Origin of the sequence: Vibrio sp. Y2-5, from assembly GCF_014596725.1 — a bacterium.
Taxonomy (GTDB): Bacteria; Pseudomonadota; Gammaproteobacteria; order Enterobacterales; family Vibrionaceae; genus Vibrio.
Map to the genome: position 1 here is coordinate 142,935 of NZ_JACVEG010000008.1, position 20,930 is coordinate 163,864.

Genomic DNA, 20,930 nt, shown 5'->3' on the forward strand with positions numbered 1-20,930 from the left:
TTTCCATAAGTAGCCAGAGCTATAAAGACCATATTATTTAGCAACGTTGCCAAGAATCTGTAATCGATAAAATAGAACCATCAACACAACGATTTCTAACCAAGGTATACAGTATGTCTCTTTACGGATTTCCTACTCGCTTCAAAAATTTTAACGAAGCAAAATTGGCAGGCGCCACTCTAAACACTAACGGATCAATTGACGCGGTAGACAGCCTTCTAAGTGACCTGTCGTTAACTGGTTATTATGACATTGAAGACATTTGTGACATGTTTCTCAAAGTACTTCCAGAACCCTATCTTTTTGGAGCAATGCATTACTCTGAAAATGGAATTCAATACTTCATTTCTAATACGTTAATCTGCAGCCTAATAAGCTTAGTTGAAGATGACCGAACCACGTTTGGAAGCTTTTCTCAAGTGATTGACGCGTTCATTGCACATAAATTTGGTCAACGTGTTCGCACTGAACTAGTCGATACTCTATCGCAACACTTTCACGAAGTTACTGCTAACTGACAGTAAAAGCGCTAGTTATTGATGATTTCAGGCAAACTTGACCAATAAAATAATTCGGTAAAATTGTATTCAGTCCACACGAAGTGGTTTTTTACCAAGGAGTAATATTATGAATGTAGAAATGGCAAATCCAAACAATACAGCGCCAATCACCATCTACTCGGTTGGGGAAAGTTATCCTAATCCTGCCGTACCGCAAAATGCTGTTTCTGCTCAACTATTACAAGAAGGTGGCAGTAACCTTGTCATCTCGTATCCAAAGTTACTAGTAGGTGAAGTCCTTGGTGTTCGTGAAGGTGACATTAGCATTGCTATGCACACTGATAGTAACTGTATTTTACTGTGCTGGAAGGTCGAACATGAAAGTGAACAGTTCCTTCGTTTCTACACACCATTCGATATTCGTTTGTACAAAGATACTCCAATCGAGATCCCTGAACTGAACACGGAAAACACTCGACTCTTAATAAATATTCATTTGATTGAATCCCTAACAAATATATTGCAAGGGCAACGATTGATTACATTTTCACCAGAGTTCAGTAAGATGTTTCTTGATATGGTGCATAAACAACTGTCCTGTAAGAAAATACCCGATAGTGAAGACGCCATTTACACGGCATGGAATACTGCACCGCTTGACCATCTGGATGCTTTATTCGCTGACGACTCATTTCACAAGCTTGGTGAAGAATAAATAATTAATTAAATATCGATACAGCTGGGTTCCACCAGCTGTATTTTACTCATTTAAAATGGAGTACTTTATGTCAGTACTATTTACCTACCGCGTCGACGTTCACATAGAACACTTGACCGTCAATTCCCACAAGAAAGCTGCTACTTACCTTGTGACAGCGCCAACAAAAGAATTAGCGGCAGACATGGCATGTTGGGCTGAATCAATTAACCCTAGAGCTCTGAACTGGCAGAAAGACCGTGATGGTGTGACGAATACCGCTCAAGATATGAAGTTTTTTAAATACCGAGCTTCCGTACATCCAGTACCAGAAAGCGAATTAGCAGTTCTACGGAAACATCTACTGACAATAGAGTTTAATAGTTTAGATCTCATTGATTCTGGTAATTACCAAGAAACACTAAATTTCCAAAAATACTTTAACCTCGTCGACTATTTGGTCTTCCCGAGATCAAATAAATCTCCTGACGAATCATTGGTTAAGGAAGGATTCAATGGTGGTATTTCCGCACTAAGCTGCGCGGAACAAGTTCAAAGCTAAAGCACACATTAGATTTATAGCGAAAGGCAAGGATGCTCTTAGCTGTCATACAACACTTCTAACACGTGCTCCGCTGCAATATTGCATTCCCATATAGCTCCATGGTTCACCATATCGAGGTAGCAAAACCTATCCTGTTGCACGGCTGATACCAAAACGTCCGCTACTATGGACAGTATCTTTTCTTTTAAAAATTGGTCTGTTGGGTTAGCTAGTAATCTATCCAATGTTTGGTTAATAGTAATTACGTTAGCCTTTTCTTGTTCAGTTAAATCAAGGCACTTCCATTCGGTTAGTTTGGCTTTCAACGCGAGTACCAGAGTACTAAAATTAAGGCGAGTACCGAGCAAAACTAGCGCCAATCGATTCAATTGAAGTAAGTCATTAGTTCTAATCACTCTAATAAGAGCCTCGGCAACTACATTAGCTAACTCTGGATGCTGCTCTCTAGTGCAACGTGATGCGATTAACCATGCTATATCAACAAAATATGAGACAGGTGCATATATGGATAACCATCTTTTGATTTCGTTAGCCTCAATGTCTGTTAGCTGCAAGATGTACTCTTCGGAACGCATTTCAGCAAATTCAAAACGTACGTCGCTAAAGTTATGACGAATAACTATGTTGTGAGCCATTATACTTATCATTAGCTCATGATCCGGTAACGGACGAACCAGAGAAATTATGGATCCACCATGAGTTTGAAGTTCTTCTAACGTTTCCATGATTCGGAATTCCCCTACGATTAATTGAACACGGGCTTGAAACCCGTTCAGTCTAACAAGTTATACCGTGTAACCGATATGGTTTTCTCTCGTTTAATCTTCGAATTGTAACTCGACCTCCATCAACGGGATAAGTCTCAACTAAACTTTTACATCTCACCGTTTACATCTCACCGTTTTCTGCGGCGGTTATCCTCATCACTCTGACTAACGCTCAGTAATCAACATTGACCATCTGTTCATGTTGTTAACATGGATTCAAACAAAATGAGAACTAATAAATAAGGAGTTTTGAACATGGCCACGACAAATATTGCTTACGCAAGAATCAACGGTGTACCTATTAAAGAAGACCAAATTAAGCTTGGCCTTATCGTTGATTATCAATCGGGTATGGGAGGGACAATCAAATGCGAATGTGTCGAAATTTCCGAACAAGGCGCCAAATTCTTACCTGTCAATAAAGCGTTTCCAAAATGGGCAGGCTTTGAAGCAAAATTTAATGAACCGGACTTATCTGCAGAAGAATTCGAAAGCCTCGAACGGGCTATGATGGGTTTTAATGCCTTTGGTGAGCTTCCTACTCAAGAGCAACGATTATTAGTTGGTCGTGCTCATTCACTCGGGTATGTGAACCAAGTCAGCTACACACAAGCCAGTTGGACAGAAGCAGGCATTCAACGCTGGAGTGATGCTAACAAAGCTAAAGCTTCAGAAACTAACTAATCCAACTACAAGCCCTTTGTGCGCTGATTATGGCGCACTACCTATTCCTGCCGAGTTATTCGTTAATTACTCTCAGGACACTAACCGTGACTAGGGTACCCCGTATAAACCTTTACGAAATGCATGAATCCATAAAATGGATTACATGAACCATCTGGCCTTATTGATTGAATTACAAGGAGCAACAAATCATGATTGCACAGTCTCTTAACGCTGCGGCAGAAAAAGCTAACCATCTAGCGCAAATGCTCGCTAACCGTGCAAATTTTTTGCAAACTGAGGAAATAGAGCAGTACAACCGGAAATTTCTTCTTAAAAGCCTTTCACAATACGCCAATACTGATACAGCGCACCACACTGAACTGACAGAGGTTATCCGAAACTCCGTTGTTGTGGTTTCTGGTATCGGGGAACCGCACAATAACGTTGTTGGAAATAATGAATTTGACGTCAAAATTCGAATTGGTACGTATTTAACCTTGCAATTACTGTTCACCTTCAGTCGAGAAAACGAATTGCTTTCGTACGAAATTGACCTCGCAGGAGAAAATCAAGGTCAACTGTTCAACTACTTCATGCATGAGGTAGCCGAAGATATGATAAACAACATCTATTATTCGGATAGCGGTGATAGCCTATTTGATACTCCGCTAGACAAAACGGATTCATCCCGAGATAAATTGATCGAATGTTTTAATCAACTAAATGTAGCTGTATGCGGTGGGGACATCTCTAAAGATATCCCATATTTACTGGTGTGGTGCAGTAAAGACAGTCAACCCAGTAGTCGCGTTGTCTGCGCTCCCGATCAGGATAAAGCATGGGAAATACACAAAAAGGACATGCAGAACAAGTTCAATCTCGATGAGTCCAGTCTAAATCTGTACCACATCAAGCCAATTTCGGAACTAACGATTGATGTTTAACCTATTGCCTATAAAAAAAGCTAGGTGAGATTTATTCTCACCTTAGATTTTGTACGGTCATAACAATCAATGCTTTACAAATCTTATTCATCATTGACGGGATAGTGAAATCAGTAAAATTAACTCATACCAAGGCAATATTCACTATTCAAAGGACAAATTATGGCTACTAAATCGCAACAGATTACGGACTTAAAAGAACTCGTTTCACTTATCAAGCATGAAGTGTCCGAGCAGTATCTTAAAGAATTTGTTCCTATGGCTTTGATTTTCGAACTACCAATCAATCCATCTAATCCTTTTGTTGGTGGTTGTGTATACCTAAACTACTTACTTTGCGAAAAGCTTAAATCGTACGGTTACGATGCAAAACTTATTGGTGGTGGTGCTAGCTTTAGTTTCAATAGTGGTCAATGGGGTTTAATAGAGTATGGACAAATAGACCAAACTCTATTAAATGGGCTCAATGCAGACGGTTCTGCGTACAACGGAAGTTCTTTCATTGGACATTGTTGGGTTGAAATCCAATCACTTGGAGTATTGGTCGATGCTACTCTGATGCATCTTAAATCCGTGTTCGATATCGATAACCAACAAAGAGGACTGCCGACTGAAAGTTACGAGCTCGACAGTGACAAAATTGTTTATGAGTTGTCAGAACTACATAGTCACGAAGAAGTTTTTAGTGGTGTCATCGGTTGTTATTACAAAGCTATCGATATTTTTACGGCACAAGTAGAGAACCTACTAAAAATAACAATTGACCAAATTAACATCTGCAAAGCCTATAAGGGTAAAATTATTCTTTCCGTCTAAACAGTCGGAATTGCCCGAAAGAATCTGGCCTTAATCCAATGTATGGGAATAAAAAATGAACGATCCAGTACTCTATTTCATCATTTATCCAAATGGCGACGAAAGTAAAATTACTGTCATAGACTTGGCTCAATCGGTAAGTTATCAGCGTAGTGAATGGACTTCAGTCAATGATGAAAATTTCCATGACCGTGATGAAGCAATTGAAACAGCAAAAGCTCTAGCTGTTAAATACAGCTTAACCTATTTACCTTTCGAGTCTCGCTATAATTCAAATTTGAGCGAACCGAAACATAAACAACTCTCACTAGATGACTAACCCCATATCTATAACGGTATAGCAAGATGTGAAAGCACTGTAATTACCGTCAAACTTATCAAGGAGTAATTATGGAAAGTACCAACGATAAACAAATCACATTCCGAAAGCCCATAGAACTTGATCATTGCGTTATAAGTAAAGATGAAATACGAGTCATGGGTCAGTCTACGGTCTTTATTTCTCACAATTACCAGCCATATGTAGACCTCAAAAAACTTAACGAAAACTATATACATCTAGTCACCAGAGCAAAAGAACGTAACCTGAAGGTCTATCATCGCAATGGTATTAAGCAAACTCTCGACCTATTAACTTTTTCCTATCCCGTAGAGCGTAAACGGTATGAATCACAGTATGCTTTGCTTCGTTTGGGATTTACGGCCAAAGTTGAAAAAGGGTTGTTCTCGCCTCTTAGTGATGACCTTGAACTAGAAGGTCTACTTGACCTACGTAACGAACTGCAAGCTCTTTGCCAAAGCAGACAATCAATTGCTACAGCAAAGAGAGTCAGCGATGTAATTAACAATCGATTAGAAAATATCGAAACGATTACTCAACTCGTCCTTTAGCCCTTCCAATGTAATTACTGGCAACGGAGCAATGATCCATTGCCGTATTCACTTAGTGTTAGTCGACGCAATGTTAGACTCGTAAATTACGAACAACGCGCAAGCTACCTCTACATTTATTCATTGTCGGTAATTACCTGGTAACCATTCTGCATCTATACACCACACCAGCACAGCCTAGAGCAACGTTGACGGTCTAGTGACATAGATAAAATTAATCTCAGTCACTAGTAAATGAATTGAGAAATACGTTATGTCAATTGCACTAATTGAAGCTATTCAGTCAAACCAACCTAGCAATCCATTTGCCATAAATGGCTATGGCGAAGCGAAAGACGCGTTTGATCCTAACTCTACTATTATGCAGTCACTATCAAGCTTAAACCTTGATGCGTCAGACCTTGATATAGCTCGTAGAAGTGCTTTAACTAGTTATTTCACGCCTGAGTTCTTGGTGCGTCCAATGTACAGAATGGCTCAACGTTTAGGTGTAAAGGGTCGTCTATTAGAGCCTTCATGTGGTAACGGGCGTTTTGTTAACTATGGCGTGAAATCTGGCTTTGACGTGACCGCAGTTGAGATGGATTCAATTATGGGTCGCATTGCTCGCATTAATAACCCTGAAGCTGATATTCGTATTTCTCAACGTTTCGAAGAAGCGCATTTAACAGAAGGAGAGTACTCGCTAGTTATTGGTAACCCACCATTTGGCGACTTAAAGCCCCACACTATGAATAAGCGTTATGACGGCTTAAATATCTTGTCTTACTTCATCTATCGCGGCCTTGAGATGCTTCACATGAACGGTTATGAAATCGTTCTAGCAAGTACTTGGTTCATGGACTCAAAACTTACTCATGCGCGTGAGAAAGTCAGTCAACTAGGTGAACTTGCATTAGCACTACGTTTGCCAAATGGTTGTTTTTCACAAGAAGGAACAAACATTCCTGTAGACCTTTTGGTTTTCAAAAAAAATCCGACTGCTCGTTATACAAGCAAAATCTTGACAGAGTCATTGGATAATAGCGACTGGTTAAACGTTGAGACTATAGAGCAAAGCGGTAAAGAAACCCAAATCAATGAATTTTTCGTAAATAACCCTGAATTCGTATTGGGAGAAGTGAAACCATGTGATCACTTCTACCAATCTTGTGATGTGGTTTCTACAGCTACTCTTGAACAGCTAGAAGATAAAATAAACGAACTGACAGACCGTTTTCTGGTTGAAAACGAATTTGCCGACAGTGAAAAGCTGGCTATGCCTTCTGTGCGTTTCGAATGTAGCCGTGAAGCTTTATGTTACCGCTTTAATGAGACCTTTTACGTTAAAGGTGAAGTAACCGCAGAGCCACAAATCAAACAATGCAAAAGCACAATCAAAGATTGTGATGGTGTAAATACTGCCATCGTAGACATTCTACCTGTCCCAGCTTCCCGTATCCAAGTATTCAAGCAATACCTAGAAATCAAAGAGCTGTATTTTGCCCTAATTAATGCAGAGTTAGACAATACAACGTGTGATTTAGAAGAAATGCGTACACTTCTAAATGGTGCTTACGAACTATTTGTAAACAAATACGGCTATATCAATAACCCGAGAAACCGCCGATTATTGAAAGTTTGCTCTCAGTTCCCACGTATCGCAGCTCTAGAGAAAAATTACGAAGAAGCCGACAAAGAAACCGCTACAGTAGAAAGCTGTGAAAAAGCGACGTTACTCACTAAGCGTGTTTTTTTTCCACCGTCAAAACCTACTAAAGCCGACACAAAAGAAGAAGCTGTAATCATCAGCCTTATGGAGCATGGCAAGATCAATTTACCTCGTATTGCCAGCCTTCTAAATCAAACTGAAGAAGCCGCTACAAAAGCACTACTTGACCAAAAACTGATTTATAAAACTTCTGACAATACGTATGAATTCTGCGTAACTTATTTGAGCGGGAATATCCGAGAAAAAATAGACGAACTACCAGAAAGCTCAGAATATTTGGTTAACCTGCAAGACTTAACTAAGAAGCTGCCGAACCCTGTAGCGGCAACTGATATCTCTCTACCTCTTGGTGCCCGCTGGGTTCCAATAGAATATTACCGCCAATTCATCAATGAATTACTGCAATGTGGTGATAAGTGCCGTCTCGTTTACACAGATCGCTATGAACTACGCGAGCATGGTTATATCGGCACTGAAAATACAACTATCTTCGGAACTGACCGCAAATCTGCGACAGAAATATTTGTTACTTTGCTTAATGGCCGCAGCCCTGTTGTACGTGATGCCCTCCCTAGTGGCGGCTACGAAATCAATCAAGCAGAAACGGCTTTAGCCTCTGCTAAAGCGGAAGAAATGAAAGAATTGTTCGCAGAATGGATTTTCAGCGATATCGACCGCCGCACAGTTTTAGAAGATAAATACAATAGCCTTTTCAATGTTTACAGCAAGCCCGAACTAAGTGCATTTACTCAATACCTATATGTTGATGGTTGCGCCTTAAAACCATATGACTACCAATTGGAAGCGGCGTTTTTTGCAATGCTTAATGATTCTTCAATGCTAGATATGGTGGTTGGCTCTGGTAAAACATTGTCCTATCAATTGTTTATCCAAATGATGAAGAAAATTTTCCCTGAAACTCGTGTTGTTGTAACCATGCCTAATGCGCTAATTGGTCAGTTCGCAAGCGAATACATGGGTAATTTCCCACAATCGAACATCATTGTGGTAGACAACGAGTTACCCAAAGAGAAACGGGAAGAAATTCTTATGACAGCCGTAAATAGTGACTTCGACTGTCTGTTGTTACCTCAATCTACCTTTACAGCACTAGAGGCTCCTACCGATACACAAGCAGAGATCGTTCAACTAATGCTTGAAGATCTTGAAACTGCTATTGAGTCAGGGGAAGCCGAGCGCTTTGCTATCAAGAGACTTGAGAATAAAAAAGAGAATTTAGAATACAAACTTAAATCTTTGATGCATAAAACCGTATCAAATCAGGTTGTTACTTTCGATGATCTACGCCCTACGGTATGTATCATAGATGAGGCGCAAATCGTTAAAAATCTCGAATATTCTACGACTTTCAACGGAATTCGCGGCATGGGTAACCCTCAAGGTTCACAAGTAGCCTTTGATGCATTCGTTAAAACTCGCAGTGTGTTAAACAATGAACGCGGTAAGGTCGTGTTTGGCTCGGGTACTGTCCTAACGAACACGGTTCTTGAGCTTGTTACTTGGTTCCGTATGCTGGGAAGCCACCTTAAACACACTGGTATTCATAATGTTGATGAATTTATCACCCTATTCTCACAACCAGTTACTGACTTTTCAATCGATGCAACAGGCCGAGGATTTAAACAGTTTACGAGCCTTAAACGCTTTACTAATCTGCCTGAACTATCGCAAATGTATGCAACTTTCTCTTATCACCTAAGCAAAGAAGAACTACATAAACGCTTGCCACCACTAGCCGATGGGCGTCCACGTATCCCGCCCGTTGCTGGTGGTAAAATTGAGACTGTTGTTTTAGACATTAGTCCTGAACAAGAAACGATTTTTGAGTCGTTGGTTGAAGACGCGGGGAAATTAACGAAAGAAAGAAATATGCTAGCGATTATGCATGATGCGCGTTGTGCAAGCCTAGACCAACGTCTATTTGAACCTAGTCTTGAAGAATCACCAAACAATGTCATTAACACTGTTGTAGACCGCGTTTGTGAGATTCGTAATGAACAACTCAAAAAGGGCAACAAAACCAATCAGCTTATTTTCTGCGACACTGGTATATCAAGTCGTCATCGTGCAAGTGAGAAGAAGTTTATCAACCAACTTTTCAAAAGCGCAGAACGCGGTGATCTAGACGCTATCGCTCAAATTGCAGGAAGAAGCAAAGATGAGTTATACGGTGTGATCTCTGATAGCTTTTCAGTCTACGATGAACTAGAACGCAAATTGCAAGAAAAAGGCCTAAACGTCGCGGTTATTCACGATTTCTGTCAAACAAGAGCTAAAAGAAACAAGCTTCAAAAAGACTTTAATGCAGGGCTTATCGATGTATTAATCGGCTCAAGTATCCGCATGGGCGCAGGTTGGAACCTAAATAAAGGCGGCTTAGTTGCACTTCATAATATGGATTTACCGCAAGTCCCAGGAATGCTAGAGCAACGATTTGGCCGTATTTTACGACAAGGTAACACCCTATACGAAGCAGGCTTCATTGATAGCGTTCATGTCCTAATGTACAACACCAAGAAGACTCTAGATTCATGGTCAGCCGACCTATTGGATCGCAAATCTAAACTATTCTCGGCCTTTGCCTCTGCACAAACAGAACGTGAATTAGAGATGGTAGAAGACCTAATCAAGCTAGATGAATTGACCGCAATTATTGCCGATAACCCAGAAATGTTAGAACGCGTAAAACTAGCGCATGATATCAACGTAACCCGAATGAAAAAACGTAGTTTCACTAACAAATTACACGGTTACCAACGTAAACATAAAGACATGAAAGAGTCTGCGCCTCGCCTTCTAAAAGCTATTTCAAACGCTAAAGAAGACATCAAAGCAGCGGAACGTGAACAAGTATTCTGCTTTAGCGATGGAACACCTGTATTGAGCGACAAGAGCCGTTTCAACTCCTTACTGTCTAAATCAAGAACTATGGGCTTAAAAGTTCGCGGTGAACAAATGATTCTAGCGCAGTCTCAGGACTTCAAATTAGTAGCCGTAGAAAAAATGTTTTATGTCTCTCTGGTACTAGTAGGCCGGGGTTACTATGAATTATCAGTAAACGGTAACTCCAAAGCAAAAGGCATTATTGCCGCAGCAGAATACACGCTTTCACGCTTGCCCGAGTACGACAAACAATACTTTAATCGTTTTTGCAATCTTCAGCGTGAGTTGAAATCCGTACTTATCGAGTTAGATAAGAAATTTGATGACAACGGACTCAACGACAAACTAAACCGTTTGGCTGAACTCGACGCGTTACTGGCAGCTTAACGCCATACCTACCAGTGCGGGGAAACCCGCACTTGAGCAAACTAGCCCACATTTCAACTTCAAATAAAATCCCCTACACAGTCAGAGCAATAAAGGAATTCAAATGAATAACCGCACTCTACATCTTGCGTTAGCAAACTTTCAACCTAACTCTTGGCGCTACCGACTTTTTCAAGCTTTTACAACGTTCAGAACTGAAAAAGGTCTAAAGAAGCCCACAGAGGGATTGCAGTTGCTGATGTCGATTTACGTCGAGTGCGAACAAGAAGAAAAACACTTAGCTAAACACTCGAACGTAAATGGGGAAGTGATAACTTTTACCGCAAACCAGTTCTATAACGTTATTAACAGCCGTATCAATAACCCTGTGACCGATAATACGGTCGTTAAGAACTGTGGCGTATTACCACTCACTTCTAATTAATTCGTATCTATAGGGATCTTCTCTTATGAATGAATATCAGAAGAAACTGAAGCAACTACTCATTGCTTCACCGCTTACAACTGGCTTTTATAAGCCATCGAAGAACATCCAAACCATTGACCATGCAGCTATCTTTGTAGACGGTAAACCCGTGTATTTATCTGGATATGCCGATTGTGAAGACTCAATCCGAGAAGCTAATCAATTGGCAGACGCTGAAATGTTTCGTATTGGCCTAGAACTAGCTGGGATTACCGGAGAAATCAGTCACGGAATTGTACATGGCCGTGATATCAACTGGGAACCAGAGTATTCCGCGATCGTCACCTCTGAATCTGGTGTATTCGAAGCAGGGGAGGGTAAAGGCATTCTAGTCGGAATTAACCTCACACAAAAAGAACCGTTGTCAGTTCTAATCTGTGTTAACGACAGTCTTGCAAGAATTCTTAACCCTAATGCCCCTACGCTCGACAATGGCAAAGATCTGGCATTACTAGCCCGAATCTACAGCAAAGAACGTTCTGGCGGTAAAGACGACCAAACTACGTTTAAGTTTTAAAAAAAAACTTAACTTAACGCCTTGGTAAGCCGTTAATATCGGCTTACCAAATTCAACCATATTAAATAGCTTTATCTAGCTTCAGGTACCGATATTAGATTAGCTGTCATGAAAATCATTCTCTGGACTGTGGTTTAGGTAATGATTACCCCAAATATTGAATAAACTATTAATAGGAATAAGTTATGGACTTAATTGACATTCTTTTTAACGTCATAGCATTTGCAATCGGTGCTATGGTCATTTCGCAATGCTTCTTCATCGTAAATGGTAAGCAGGCCGTGATACTAGAAACGCTCGGTAAACCACATAAAAAGGCGTACATGGCTGGTTTTCACTTTAAAATCCCATTCATTACTGTGATCGTTGGTAAAAAAAATCTACAAATTCAAGAAAAAAGCGAAATAGCCTCGGCAAAAACCAAAGATAACAGCTTTATGAGTTTACCGATTAAAGTCCAGTATAGAGTTGATGACACCGAAACTGGTGCTGTGAGAGCCCACTACGAACTTGAAAACCCGACTGTACAGATCCTAAGCTACATCGTTAACTCTGTTAAAGGAACCGTTGGGTCAATGACGATGGAAGACTTGTATGCAGGGAAAACAACAATTGAGACCCAAGCCAAAGCGGAACTAACCACCCAATTTGGGGAATACGGTTACATCATTGAAAACGTACTTATTGATGAGCCCGAACCAAGTAAAGAAGTTCAGAAAGCATTCAACCAAGTAATTGCCTCACAACGCCTTCTTGATGCCGCTAAAAATAACGCCGAAGCCGAGAAAGCACGATTAGTAGGGCAGGCCGAAGCTGAATCCGAGAGTAAAAAACTTCAAGGGATAGGTATTGCCGAAATGAGAGATAAGATTGCTAATGGCTTGTCAAAATCGATAAAAAGTATGACAGACGCTGGTTTGAGTGTTCAAGAAGCGTTGAGCCTACTACAAGATACCAACCGTCAAGACACGATCACTACTGCTGCCGATAAAGGCAATCTGATTCTCATGGATTTGAATACAACAGGGTCAAAAACCAATATCGCAAACGTAATTGCCGGTATTAAAGCTTTAAAATCCGAAGGTACCAATGCTACCAATGCTACCAATGCTACCAATGCTACCAATGCTACCAATGCTACCAATGCTACCAATGCTACCAATGAAAGTTAATCAAAAACCGAATCCGATCTAGATAATCAGTCGGATTTACCCGAAGACCAACAATTGAGGGAGAGAAAAGAGTATTGGCTAACCTTTACTGTCCCTTATTGTGTCTTTGGTTGGCTTTGGATTTGGAACTCCGGTGATCATGATACTTATTACACCAAGTGCTGTAATTATGTTAGCTCCGTTCTTTAGTGGTTTCGGCGGAATAACCGAACAATAAACTCCAAAACAGGTACATCAGCTCATGGTGAAAAACGTAAATGTGAAGAAAATGATTTGTGATGTAGAGGTATATCGCCGCAATGGTTGCTTGCCTAAAGACTACAAATTTACTTTTCACAATGGGACTTTTGGCTATTGGGTATTACTTAAATCAGGTTGGTTTTTTAGGGCTGTTTACTTCAACCAAGTATCGCTAACTGCTAACCAATTAAGAAATCTGAGTATCGAGCCTGTCAAGTCAGTATATACGCTCTAACTAAGCAATAAGGGAACATCGATGCATCCATTAGCTAAGTTGAATCCACAATCTGTAAAAGTGGATAACGCTAAAAGAAAATCACAAGAGATTCAAAATAGACTCGCTCAACTAATGGCTGGTTTTGAATCAAAATGCACCAATGCTGCATATCTACAGCAACTTTGTCACGATATTGGCTCATTACAACGTGAGTTATCCGAGTGTTTATGTTTATTGGATGAATACGGGGAAGAAGTATAGGTAAATATAGACCTGTGGAACTAGTCCTGCTCGACTAAGATTGACAACTGGACTTTTACTGTAAAATAGCTTCATTGCATATCGAAAGATATTTAAACCAAGGAGAAATAGACTATGTTACCAACCGTAGCTACTCAATCGAATAATTCCTCAATACTTATGGCTATTGGTGCTGGTCAATTCCTTAGCAAAGCAACACAGCGCATTAATATGATGACCCACGCTATGACTATCCAAGCACGTATGGATAAGAAAAAGGCGCTGGAACTATCCCATGAGATCGGGCAATACAACCGTAATATTCAATCATTCGTTAATGCATACCGATTCTCTAATGAGAGTGAAAGAGAAGCTTTTCAGATTAACGATGATGAGAGCATCAAAAAAGCCGTTGACGCCGCCTATTGGAAAGCTTTCTACACGGACAGCAACTTAGGTTCAGTACTTGACCCAAAGTCACGCATGGACTGGGAAAAGAGCGTAACCAAGGACAATGAGAACTGCCCAGAATTCAACTATGAGAATGTTGAATCTCAAGTAAAGTTTTTTATGAAGGACGCGCATGAAATCATTGTAAACAGAGCAATTGAGACATTCAGAAAGCTTTCTCGTGAGCATAAAACTAACTCTTCATTCGGCTTTAGAGAGAAATTGATTTTTGATAACTGTAGTTCATCTATCCCTACCAACATATATGAGAATAAGAGTGGCTATGTGCATGAACTGAGATGCCTTATTGCACTTGTCAAAGGGGATGTCGATATTCCGACAACTAAAAGCACCGAACATCTGCTAAACAAGATTTTTACAAATCCTGGGGAGTGGGTAATTTCCGATAACTTTGCATTCGAGATTAAAGGCTTTCGTAAACGTACAGTGCATATCAAGATTGAACCGGAAGTCGCAGAGCAACTGAACGATTTGCTTGCAGAGGCCTACCCAAACTGTTTACCGGACTCCACCAGCAAAGAAATTCATAAAGAATTTAAGAGCCGCCTAACACCTGAGCATCGTATTATCCGTCACGCGGTACGAGACATAATATCCAGAGTTACCGTAGAAAACCCAAGAATCAAAAATACTGGGCCAGATGCTCGCCAGCGTCCACTCATTCAAGACACTAATAACAATCATGTCAAATTGACGACATACCACTTCAAATGTGCATCAGAGTTAAATGCTGTTAATGAAGCTGTACACATTATCAGTGAATCTCTAGGTACTAATTACAAACTCTCAGATAACGGCAAAGAATACATTTGGGAAATGGGCTCGGCTAAACCATGGGAAGTATTAAAGCACCTGTCGGTCGTTGGTGAATTGCCCGAAGCAAGTTCACATCAATTCTACGAATCTACAAGTAAGGTACGTGTATCCGTAGGGCGTACACTTAAGAAACTTGGTTTGACAGATACAAGTGAGTGTCTAGAACCTTCAGCTGGCCGTGGTGCGTTAGCTTCACTTCTTCCACGAAACTATACGACATGTGTCGATATTAACGCCCTGAATGTCGCAGCTTTGAAAATGAGAGGGTATAACGTCCTGTCGGCTGACTTTCTAACGTATGCTGTCAGTGCTCAGAAGCAATACGACTTTATTGTCATGAATCCACCTTGGTATCGACGCACGTACTTGAAACATGTAATGGCCGCAATGCCATTACTTAAAGCTGGTGGCAATATAATTGCGGTTATCCCATCATCCTACGATATGGAAAAGCTAAACCATTACTCCGGTTTCCAAGTCACTGAGATTGAACGATTTAAAGATACCTTTAAAGGTACAGGCGAGTTAGAAGTGGCGGTAATTTCCATTACTCGTTGTACTGTCATGTAACCATACTCCACAATGATTTCATTTAATAACGGCTCATTCTTGTAGCCGTTTTTTTTACAACTCCATTGTGGTAATTTACAAAGATTAACCAGTCATTATGACTGACATTTGCCGAAAGGCTTTATTTGATCAAGGAGTATCAAACCATGGCTAATTTCACCCTCGTTAATAACTGTGAAGTAATTGCTGAAGCTGACGTTCTATCAGTGCTTTTTAATCTGAAGGAAACGTCACAGTTCAAAATTGACGATTGTCATCTAGAACACCAAGGGGAACGCATACTAAACCATAACGGCATAGCATGGGTTAAACCTTTGACCTCGGATATAGAACTTCAAGAAGCTGAAGCTACCACTAGTCAGCTTTGGGATGACGCGCTCGTTGCGGAACAAATGGGATATACCGAAGAAGCTGGCGAACTGTATTGGGAACATGGCGCTATACTAGACCGATGCATTTACAGTCCGATAATTAATCAACGATTCTTTATTAAAGAATTAGAGAAATTGGAGGCTAAGGGTTTACTCATTTAGAGGAACCTTACAACAAAAACCAGCTATATAGCTGGTTTTTTTTTTAAGATCCCTTTTTAACCGGTAATTACACGCAATCCTGGGCCAAATTCAAACATCAGTATTTACTTACTAAAGGTAAACTTCCCTGATGCGGCTATCAGCCTCATCCAGTTTACGAACTGAATGTGACAGTGATTTACGGCTGATGCCAACTTGTCTAGCAGCCCTAGAAATGGGGTATCCATTTAGTACTACTAATCTGATACCTTAACGTGCTTTTTCCGGTAGATCACGCTTGGAATACAGGCTCATCAACACCTCTAATTGGCGTTCGGGAATTACGTACAAAATTAACTCTTAGCGAAACAAATTGTACGTCTAGACTACCCATTTTTTAAGGTTTGTAAATAATCCGATTTTTCAAAATTGACCGTCTATTCAACCTTGTACAATAAGAAATGAAGTGAATTTGAAAGGAAAACACATACTATGTCAGGTACAACCACAGCATCTTGGGAACTATTGAAACGCATCGTTACTTTAAGCAACAATCGCAAGAGCGAAGAGTTGTATGCACTCATCGGGACTAGTGATTTTTCCGACAAACCACAAGCTACCCATGCTGCAATAACAGCGATAGAACTAACTCAAGACAATGTAGATATTCACAAAGAAAATCTGCTGAAATTTGTCAACAACGTTGATGGTACCACAATGGATTTCAGGGAAGCCTTTAGGTTCGAACTACTAAAAGATTTACTCGGCTTGAACTAAATGAGATCCCGTTTATGCTTACGATTATTTCAAGTCAACGTTACGTGAATGAGTCAATTGTATTAAGTAAGATGAAACGTAATGAAAGGTGGATTCACATTAGCCCAGTATTTATTCATGAAGGCAAGTTGAAAGCTGTGTTATTGGATGGTCACCATTCGCTTGAAGCCTCTAAACGGTTAGGAAAAGTACCGAAAGTTGACATTGTTGATGAAGAAGCTGGATGCGAAATTGAACTTCTCCATCAAAACGAAGTTGATTGGTTCTTAGCTTGGAACCAGAACGATTCGGAGTACTACGAAACATACACATTGGATGGTGACTTTCATCCAGTCAATATTTAACGGGATTTTTATGACATTACAAAAGCAGAAGAAAGCCAAGCGCAGCGGGTTTGATAACGCCATACAACTAGTGAAGTCAAGCTGGAATGGTTTGGTTCAGCACCCTTTGTTGTTTATGTTGTTCATCGTCATTCTTCTTCTACTAGTAAAAGAAAATTTTACCTCTTTTGCTATTTCTCAACTTGGTTTGGATCCGGTCACAGTTTCCAGTACATACATGTCACTGATTGCGACACTGGTAGGTGCGGGAATATTCTCTACGGTCATGAAAACAGCTCAATTTTCTGATCTATTTAAGAAGCAGTTATACAGTGTAGTTTACCAACCTGACGAGTCCTCAGTAATCTCCGACGAAATGCTAGATCATGGCTGGAAGACCCTTACGAGAATAAAACTTGAAAATATATTGCCCCAGAGCATCGTCAATGATGCTAATGAATCAATGCACAACCTCTTCTTCAACAGTCATAGTGACTATCACTTTGAAAAATACGATGTTGAATATGAAATTTGCAAAATAGAAGGCGACGATGATTGTGTACTGGTCAAACAGTACACTAAAACGACTATCAAAATCGCCCCATTTGCTGAACGACCTATGCTTAATCAGATCATAAACACTGGCGATGATCACGCGATTATCAACCTTTGGCTTAATAATCAACACATCATATCCAGTGAGGAAGGAATAAATTCTCCCTTAGTCAAAAGGGTAGAAAGGGTAGTAGAAAATGATAATCAGTATGTGCTCGCAGTAAATCTAAATGAATTTACGGAGGGAGAGAACTCAGTAGAGTTAAAGAAATCAGTCCAATTCAAACAGAACTTAACTAAAGAACCATATTTTCTAGCAGCTATGAGACGTTTTACCAAAGGGGCTACAGTTAAAGTTAAAATTACTGACGATTTTAAGCTATTCTTTAAGCTTACTGGACCAAATGCCGCGACTAAAAGCTTAGACCCAATTGAAATTATGGGTGCTAGGATATGGACACTTGCGGATGACCAAACCTTGTTGTTGCCGGGGCATGGGTATATACTCATGGTGTTTAAGTGCTCAATGTGAACAATCTAATGGAGTTACAAATGTTCAATTCAACAGAAGAAATCTAACATTCTTTGCAATAACAATGGGCAAAGAAAACCTATTCTTATTAAGCCAGCGATGCTGGCTTTTTTACACCTTAAAATCCTAGAATTTCCTACCAATCCTTCCATATCTGATGCTATTTCAGCCCACACCTGAATTTATAAGCTGTTATACCTTACCTCATAAGTTTTCTTCGGTACCAAATCACACAAAAAAGCAATCAATCACATTATTTTTAGAATGAATCACACGAATTATTGAAATAAAATCATCGTCAGGCGAAGATCAAAGTATTCGCTGAACTCTATATCTGACTATAGCTCGTAAAATCCGAAGCTCGTTTTCTACATCGAGCCTGCAACGTTGACGAGTCACACAGACATTTATAATGAACCGTATCTGAAGTAAAGCTAAACCCGTATGGACTATGACCATGGATAAATTTAATCAGCTTTTCAATGCAATTCGAGAATTCTGTGATGATGACACTTACCTGAAAGCAGGTGTCGGTGGCGGATTTCATCCGGGAACTGAACTCTTTGATCTAGCTATAAGCGCAAGACGGGAGTTACAGGAGGGTGGATTGATTCCCACGATTCCCCCTGAAAATGAAGAATTGGCGGAGAAACTTATATCGTTATCAGACTCCGGTTGGATGCTCAATGATGACATCCGCGTAGACCTTAAGCGTGCAGCTAAAGCCCTTGTTTAATCAAAACCTTAACCCTTTCATTTAAATCTATGAAACGGAAATTACTAAAATAGGATGTTTCAATTCATGAAATCAAACCATTTAGCAGTGGTAATTAGCCTCACTATCGCTGGATTGAGTTCTAACGTACTCGCTGGAAGCAATCTAGCAGATGCTCGCAGTGTCGGTATGGGGGGCACAGGTGTTGCCTCCGCAGACTTTATAACATCATCTTTCCACAACGTAGCATTAGGTGCTCTATACCGAGAAGAAGACGACTTTGGATTGTTAATTCCTGGTGTTGGGGCAGGTTACAATGACCCAGATAACGTAGTTGATTCCGTAAATTCCGCAAACGACACGTACGAAAAATACCGTGATGTTTTCGAAAACGGGGCTGACAATAGTGAAGGGCAATCAAACCAACTAAGCGTCTTACTTGATGGCCTCGACAATAAAGCACCGGTTGCCTTAAATGGATCCGCTGGTGTAGTTATCGCGGTACCAACTTCTTACTTTTCAGTTAACGTCTTTGCTGACGGTTGGGTAGATTCTGTCGGTGTATCAGATATTGACGACGGTGGTGCAGGTTATAACGCTTCTGATGCTGTTGACGTTAAAGACCGATTTAACAGTTCCACCATCACTGTTGCTGGCTTAGTAACAACCGAAGTTGGCGTGTCCTTTTCCAAGATGTTTGAGTTGTTTGACCAATCATTCGCATTTGGTATCGCTCCTAAAGCGCAGAAATTCTCATCCTATGCTGAATCTTCAACCATCAAAGATTTTGATATAGCTAACTTAGATAGCAATAAACTTACCCAATCAGCAATGAACCTTGATATTGGAGCTGCATGGTCTAGAGACGAATGGCGTGTAGGTTTGGCTGTTAAAGATCTAATCGCTAAAGATATTCCTACGGTCGCAAATTCGATTACTTATGAGTTAAAACCTAAAGCAACAATCGGTGGAGCGTATGTGGGAGAGTACTTTGTTGCAAGTCTGGATGCAGAACTAACAAAAGAAACTCGCTTCACCTCGATCAAAGACAGCACACAGTACATTCGTGCTGGAATGGAAGGTAATCTTTTCGGCATGGCACAGGCTCGATTAGGCTATATGCACGACTGGGAGGGTAATGCAGAAGATGTAATTACCGCGGGTATTGGTATCAGCCCATTTGATGTTGTAACTCTGGATGTTTCCGCTACATACGCTAGTGAGAGCAGTCTAGGTGGTGCAGCTGACTTAATCTTTACCTTCTAGGCAAAAAAACTAAGAGCCCAGTATCAATACCTATTTCTGGGTTCTCGCAACATAGCAAAGCAATTAAACGTCATTACGTAAAGTAGGCAAAAAGCAAAGGATTGATAGGTTAAACCCTCAATTAAACATACTGAACGGAGGCATGATTGAAACCTCAACATTATATTTTAAGCAAAGGTGCTGACCTTGACCGTCATGGTCGTAGCATATCAGCGACCGAAGCGGCAAAAGCCCTATTAGAAAAGCGTATCTGGGCTCTAAGCAGTAATGCGTCATGCCAAGACATCATAAAAGCGGGTGATCATGTTTATATCTACCTATCTGGTAAAGCTAATGACAGTGGACAGGTCATAGCTAAAGCTACCATTGATGAAGTAAAACCATGGACGCGCCGTAGTCACGTTTCATTTCCACTATGGCCAAGCAAGCAACCGAGCAAAATATTAGCCCTGACGGATATTGAATATCTCAACCAAGCTGTATTGATTAAGGATCACATAGACCAACTAGATTTCGTGCCGGTAAACAAGAAGCAATGGAGCCTACTATTTACTGGTGGCCTGAGAAAAATAAATGAATCGGACTTCAACAAACTCTTTTCTATCAGCATTGGTAATTACGCCTAACACTTCTTTCTACCCAATAAGTGCTAGCCTTGATCACTGAGAGAAACCAAACTTTAAGTCAAATTTT

General features: G+C 40.3%; 22 protein-coding genes. 21 read left to right on the forward strand and 1 reads right to left on the reverse strand.

Features of this window, described 5'->3' with window-relative positions; all coding sequences use genetic code 11:
- Positions 1-113 precede the first annotated feature (113 nt).
- From HUO09_RS17615 to HUO09_RS17625, 3 genes are all read left to right on the forward strand, one after another.
- Positions 114-518 carry a hypothetical protein gene (locus HUO09_RS17615; protein ID WP_188234828.1) on the forward strand — a complete coding sequence of 135 codons (405 nt, stop codon included), beginning with the start codon at positions 114-116 and terminating at the stop codon, positions 516-518.
- A 109-nt stretch (positions 519-627) separates the two neighbouring features.
- Positions 628-1,215 carry a hypothetical protein gene (locus HUO09_RS17620; RefSeq protein ID WP_188234829.1) on the forward strand — a complete coding sequence of 196 codons (588 nt, stop codon included), beginning with the start codon at positions 628-630 and terminating at the stop codon, positions 1,213-1,215.
- A 70-nt stretch (positions 1,216-1,285) separates the two neighbouring features.
- Complete coding sequence (locus tag HUO09_RS17625) at positions 1,286-1,759, forward strand: hypothetical protein (RefSeq protein WP_188234830.1); 474 nt, start codon at positions 1,286-1,288, stop codon at positions 1,757-1,759.
- Positions 1,760-1,797: 38 nt separating this feature from the next.
- Here HUO09_RS17625 and HUO09_RS17630 read toward each other — a convergent pair whose 3' ends face one another.
- Complete coding sequence (locus tag HUO09_RS17630; RefSeq protein WP_188234831.1) at positions 1,798-2,487, reverse strand: hypothetical protein; 690 nt, start codon at positions 2,485-2,487, stop codon at positions 1,798-1,800.
- Between the two features lie 297 nt (positions 2,488-2,784).
- Between HUO09_RS17630 and HUO09_RS17635 the strand changes: the two genes are divergently transcribed.
- The 18 genes from HUO09_RS17635 (at position 2,785) to HUO09_RS17720 (ending at position 20,863) form a co-directional block, all read left to right on the forward strand.
- On the forward strand, positions 2,785-3,213 hold the full coding sequence (locus HUO09_RS17635; protein ID WP_188234832.1) for a hypothetical protein: 429 nt from the start codon (positions 2,785-2,787) through the stop codon (positions 3,211-3,213).
- Between the two features lie 191 nt (positions 3,214-3,404).
- The gene (locus tag HUO09_RS17640; RefSeq protein ID WP_188234833.1) at positions 3,405-4,139 is read left to right on the forward strand and encodes a hypothetical protein; all 735 of its coding nucleotides are present in this window, start codon (positions 3,405-3,407) and stop codon (positions 4,137-4,139) included.
- A 162-nt stretch (positions 4,140-4,301) separates the two neighbouring features.
- Positions 4,302-4,955: a hypothetical protein gene (locus HUO09_RS17645; protein WP_188234834.1), complete on the forward strand. Its 654-nt coding sequence runs from the start codon at positions 4,302-4,304 to the stop codon at positions 4,953-4,955.
- A 55-nt stretch (positions 4,956-5,010) separates the two neighbouring features.
- Positions 5,011-5,274, forward strand: a complete 264-nt coding sequence (locus tag HUO09_RS17650) for a hypothetical protein (protein WP_188234835.1) — start codon at positions 5,011-5,013, stop codon at positions 5,272-5,274.
- Positions 5,275-5,345: 71 nt separating this feature from the next.
- Complete coding sequence (locus tag HUO09_RS17655) at positions 5,346-5,846, forward strand: hypothetical protein (protein ID WP_188234836.1); 501 nt, start codon at positions 5,346-5,348, stop codon at positions 5,844-5,846.
- 253 nt (positions 5,847-6,099) lie between these two features.
- Positions 6,100-10,848, forward strand: coding sequence for a helicase-related protein (locus HUO09_RS17660; RefSeq protein WP_188234837.1), 4,749 nt, complete (start codon positions 6,100-6,102; stop codon positions 10,846-10,848).
- A gap of 103 nt (positions 10,849-10,951) precedes the next feature.
- Complete coding sequence (locus HUO09_RS17665; RefSeq protein ID WP_188234838.1) at positions 10,952-11,272, forward strand: hypothetical protein; 321 nt, start codon at positions 10,952-10,954, stop codon at positions 11,270-11,272.
- Positions 11,273-11,297: 25 nt separating this feature from the next.
- Entirely contained in the window at positions 11,298-11,831 is a 534-nt protein-coding gene (locus tag HUO09_RS17670) for a hypothetical protein (RefSeq protein ID WP_188234839.1), read from the forward strand.
- A 185-nt stretch (positions 11,832-12,016) separates the two neighbouring features.
- Positions 12,017-13,003: an SPFH domain-containing protein gene (locus HUO09_RS17675; protein ID WP_188234840.1), complete on the forward strand. Its 987-nt coding sequence runs from the start codon at positions 12,017-12,019 to the stop codon at positions 13,001-13,003.
- A 496-nt stretch (positions 13,004-13,499) separates the two neighbouring features.
- Entirely contained in the window at positions 13,500-13,721 is a 222-nt protein-coding gene (locus HUO09_RS17680) for a hypothetical protein (RefSeq protein WP_188234841.1), read from the forward strand.
- 114 nt (positions 13,722-13,835) lie between these two features.
- Positions 13,836-15,557, forward strand: coding sequence for a DUF4942 domain-containing protein (locus HUO09_RS17685; protein WP_188234842.1), 1,722 nt, complete (start codon positions 13,836-13,838; stop codon positions 15,555-15,557).
- 146 nt (positions 15,558-15,703) lie between these two features.
- Positions 15,704-16,090, forward strand: a complete 387-nt coding sequence (locus tag HUO09_RS17690) for a hypothetical protein (RefSeq protein WP_188234843.1) — start codon at positions 15,704-15,706, stop codon at positions 16,088-16,090.
- 471 nt (positions 16,091-16,561) lie between these two features.
- Positions 16,562-16,846, forward strand: coding sequence for a hypothetical protein (locus HUO09_RS17695; RefSeq protein ID WP_188234844.1), 285 nt, complete (start codon positions 16,562-16,564; stop codon positions 16,844-16,846).
- A gap of 14 nt (positions 16,847-16,860) precedes the next feature.
- Complete coding sequence (locus HUO09_RS17700) at positions 16,861-17,190, forward strand: hypothetical protein (RefSeq protein ID WP_188234845.1); 330 nt, start codon at positions 16,861-16,863, stop codon at positions 17,188-17,190.
- A gap of 10 nt (positions 17,191-17,200) precedes the next feature.
- Positions 17,201-18,256, forward strand: coding sequence for a hypothetical protein (locus HUO09_RS17705; protein ID WP_188234846.1), 1,056 nt, complete (start codon positions 17,201-17,203; stop codon positions 18,254-18,256).
- Positions 18,257-18,713: 457 nt separating this feature from the next.
- Positions 18,714-18,992: a hypothetical protein gene (locus tag HUO09_RS17710; RefSeq protein WP_188234847.1), complete on the forward strand. Its 279-nt coding sequence runs from the start codon at positions 18,714-18,716 to the stop codon at positions 18,990-18,992.
- Between the two features lie 66 nt (positions 18,993-19,058).
- Complete coding sequence (locus tag HUO09_RS17715; RefSeq protein ID WP_188234848.1) at positions 19,059-20,237, forward strand: conjugal transfer protein TraF; 1,179 nt, start codon at positions 19,059-19,061, stop codon at positions 20,235-20,237.
- Positions 20,238-20,383: 146 nt separating this feature from the next.
- Entirely contained in the window at positions 20,384-20,863 is a 480-nt protein-coding gene (locus HUO09_RS17720) for a hypothetical protein (protein WP_188234849.1), read from the forward strand.
- The last annotated feature ends 67 nt before the right edge of the window (positions 20,864-20,930 follow it).

Bases quoted from the DNA above. Each gene is read 5' to 3' on its own strand.
- HUO09_RS17615 (WP_188234828.1), top strand. From the start codon at position 114: ATGTCTCTTTACGGATTTCCTACTCGCTTCAAAAATTTTAACGAAGCA.
- HUO09_RS17620 (WP_188234829.1), top strand. From the start codon at position 628: ATGAATGTAGAAATGGCAAATCCAAACAATACAGCGCCAATCACCATC.
- HUO09_RS17625 (WP_188234830.1), top strand. From the start codon at position 1,286: ATGTCAGTACTATTTACCTACCGCGTCGACGTTCACATAGAACACTTG.
- HUO09_RS17630 (WP_188234831.1), bottom strand. From the start codon at position 2,487: ATGGAAACGTTAGAAGAACTTCAAACTCATGGTGGATCCATAATTTCT.
- HUO09_RS17635 (WP_188234832.1), top strand. From the start codon at position 2,785: ATGGCCACGACAAATATTGCTTACGCAAGAATCAACGGTGTACCTATT.
- HUO09_RS17640 (WP_188234833.1), top strand. From the start codon at position 3,405: ATGATTGCACAGTCTCTTAACGCTGCGGCAGAAAAAGCTAACCATCTA.
- HUO09_RS17645 (WP_188234834.1), top strand. From the start codon at position 4,302: ATGGCTACTAAATCGCAACAGATTACGGACTTAAAAGAACTCGTTTCA.
- HUO09_RS17650 (WP_188234835.1), top strand. From the start codon at position 5,011: ATGAACGATCCAGTACTCTATTTCATCATTTATCCAAATGGCGACGAA.
- HUO09_RS17655 (WP_188234836.1), top strand. From the start codon at position 5,346: ATGGAAAGTACCAACGATAAACAAATCACATTCCGAAAGCCCATAGAA.
- HUO09_RS17660 (WP_188234837.1), top strand. From the start codon at position 6,100: ATGTCAATTGCACTAATTGAAGCTATTCAGTCAAACCAACCTAGCAAT.
- HUO09_RS17665 (WP_188234838.1), top strand. From the start codon at position 10,952: ATGAATAACCGCACTCTACATCTTGCGTTAGCAAACTTTCAACCTAAC.
- HUO09_RS17670 (WP_188234839.1), top strand. From the start codon at position 11,298: ATGAATGAATATCAGAAGAAACTGAAGCAACTACTCATTGCTTCACCG.
- HUO09_RS17675 (WP_188234840.1), top strand. From the start codon at position 12,017: ATGGACTTAATTGACATTCTTTTTAACGTCATAGCATTTGCAATCGGT.
- HUO09_RS17680 (WP_188234841.1), top strand. From the start codon at position 13,500: ATGCATCCATTAGCTAAGTTGAATCCACAATCTGTAAAAGTGGATAAC.
- HUO09_RS17685 (WP_188234842.1), top strand. From the start codon at position 13,836: ATGTTACCAACCGTAGCTACTCAATCGAATAATTCCTCAATACTTATG.
- HUO09_RS17690 (WP_188234843.1), top strand. From the start codon at position 15,704: ATGGCTAATTTCACCCTCGTTAATAACTGTGAAGTAATTGCTGAAGCT.
- HUO09_RS17695 (WP_188234844.1), top strand. From the start codon at position 16,562: ATGTCAGGTACAACCACAGCATCTTGGGAACTATTGAAACGCATCGTT.
- HUO09_RS17700 (WP_188234845.1), top strand. From the start codon at position 16,861: ATGCTTACGATTATTTCAAGTCAACGTTACGTGAATGAGTCAATTGTA.
- HUO09_RS17705 (WP_188234846.1), top strand. From the start codon at position 17,201: ATGACATTACAAAAGCAGAAGAAAGCCAAGCGCAGCGGGTTTGATAAC.
- HUO09_RS17710 (WP_188234847.1), top strand. From the start codon at position 18,714: ATGGATAAATTTAATCAGCTTTTCAATGCAATTCGAGAATTCTGTGAT.
- HUO09_RS17715 (WP_188234848.1), top strand. From the start codon at position 19,059: ATGAAATCAAACCATTTAGCAGTGGTAATTAGCCTCACTATCGCTGGA.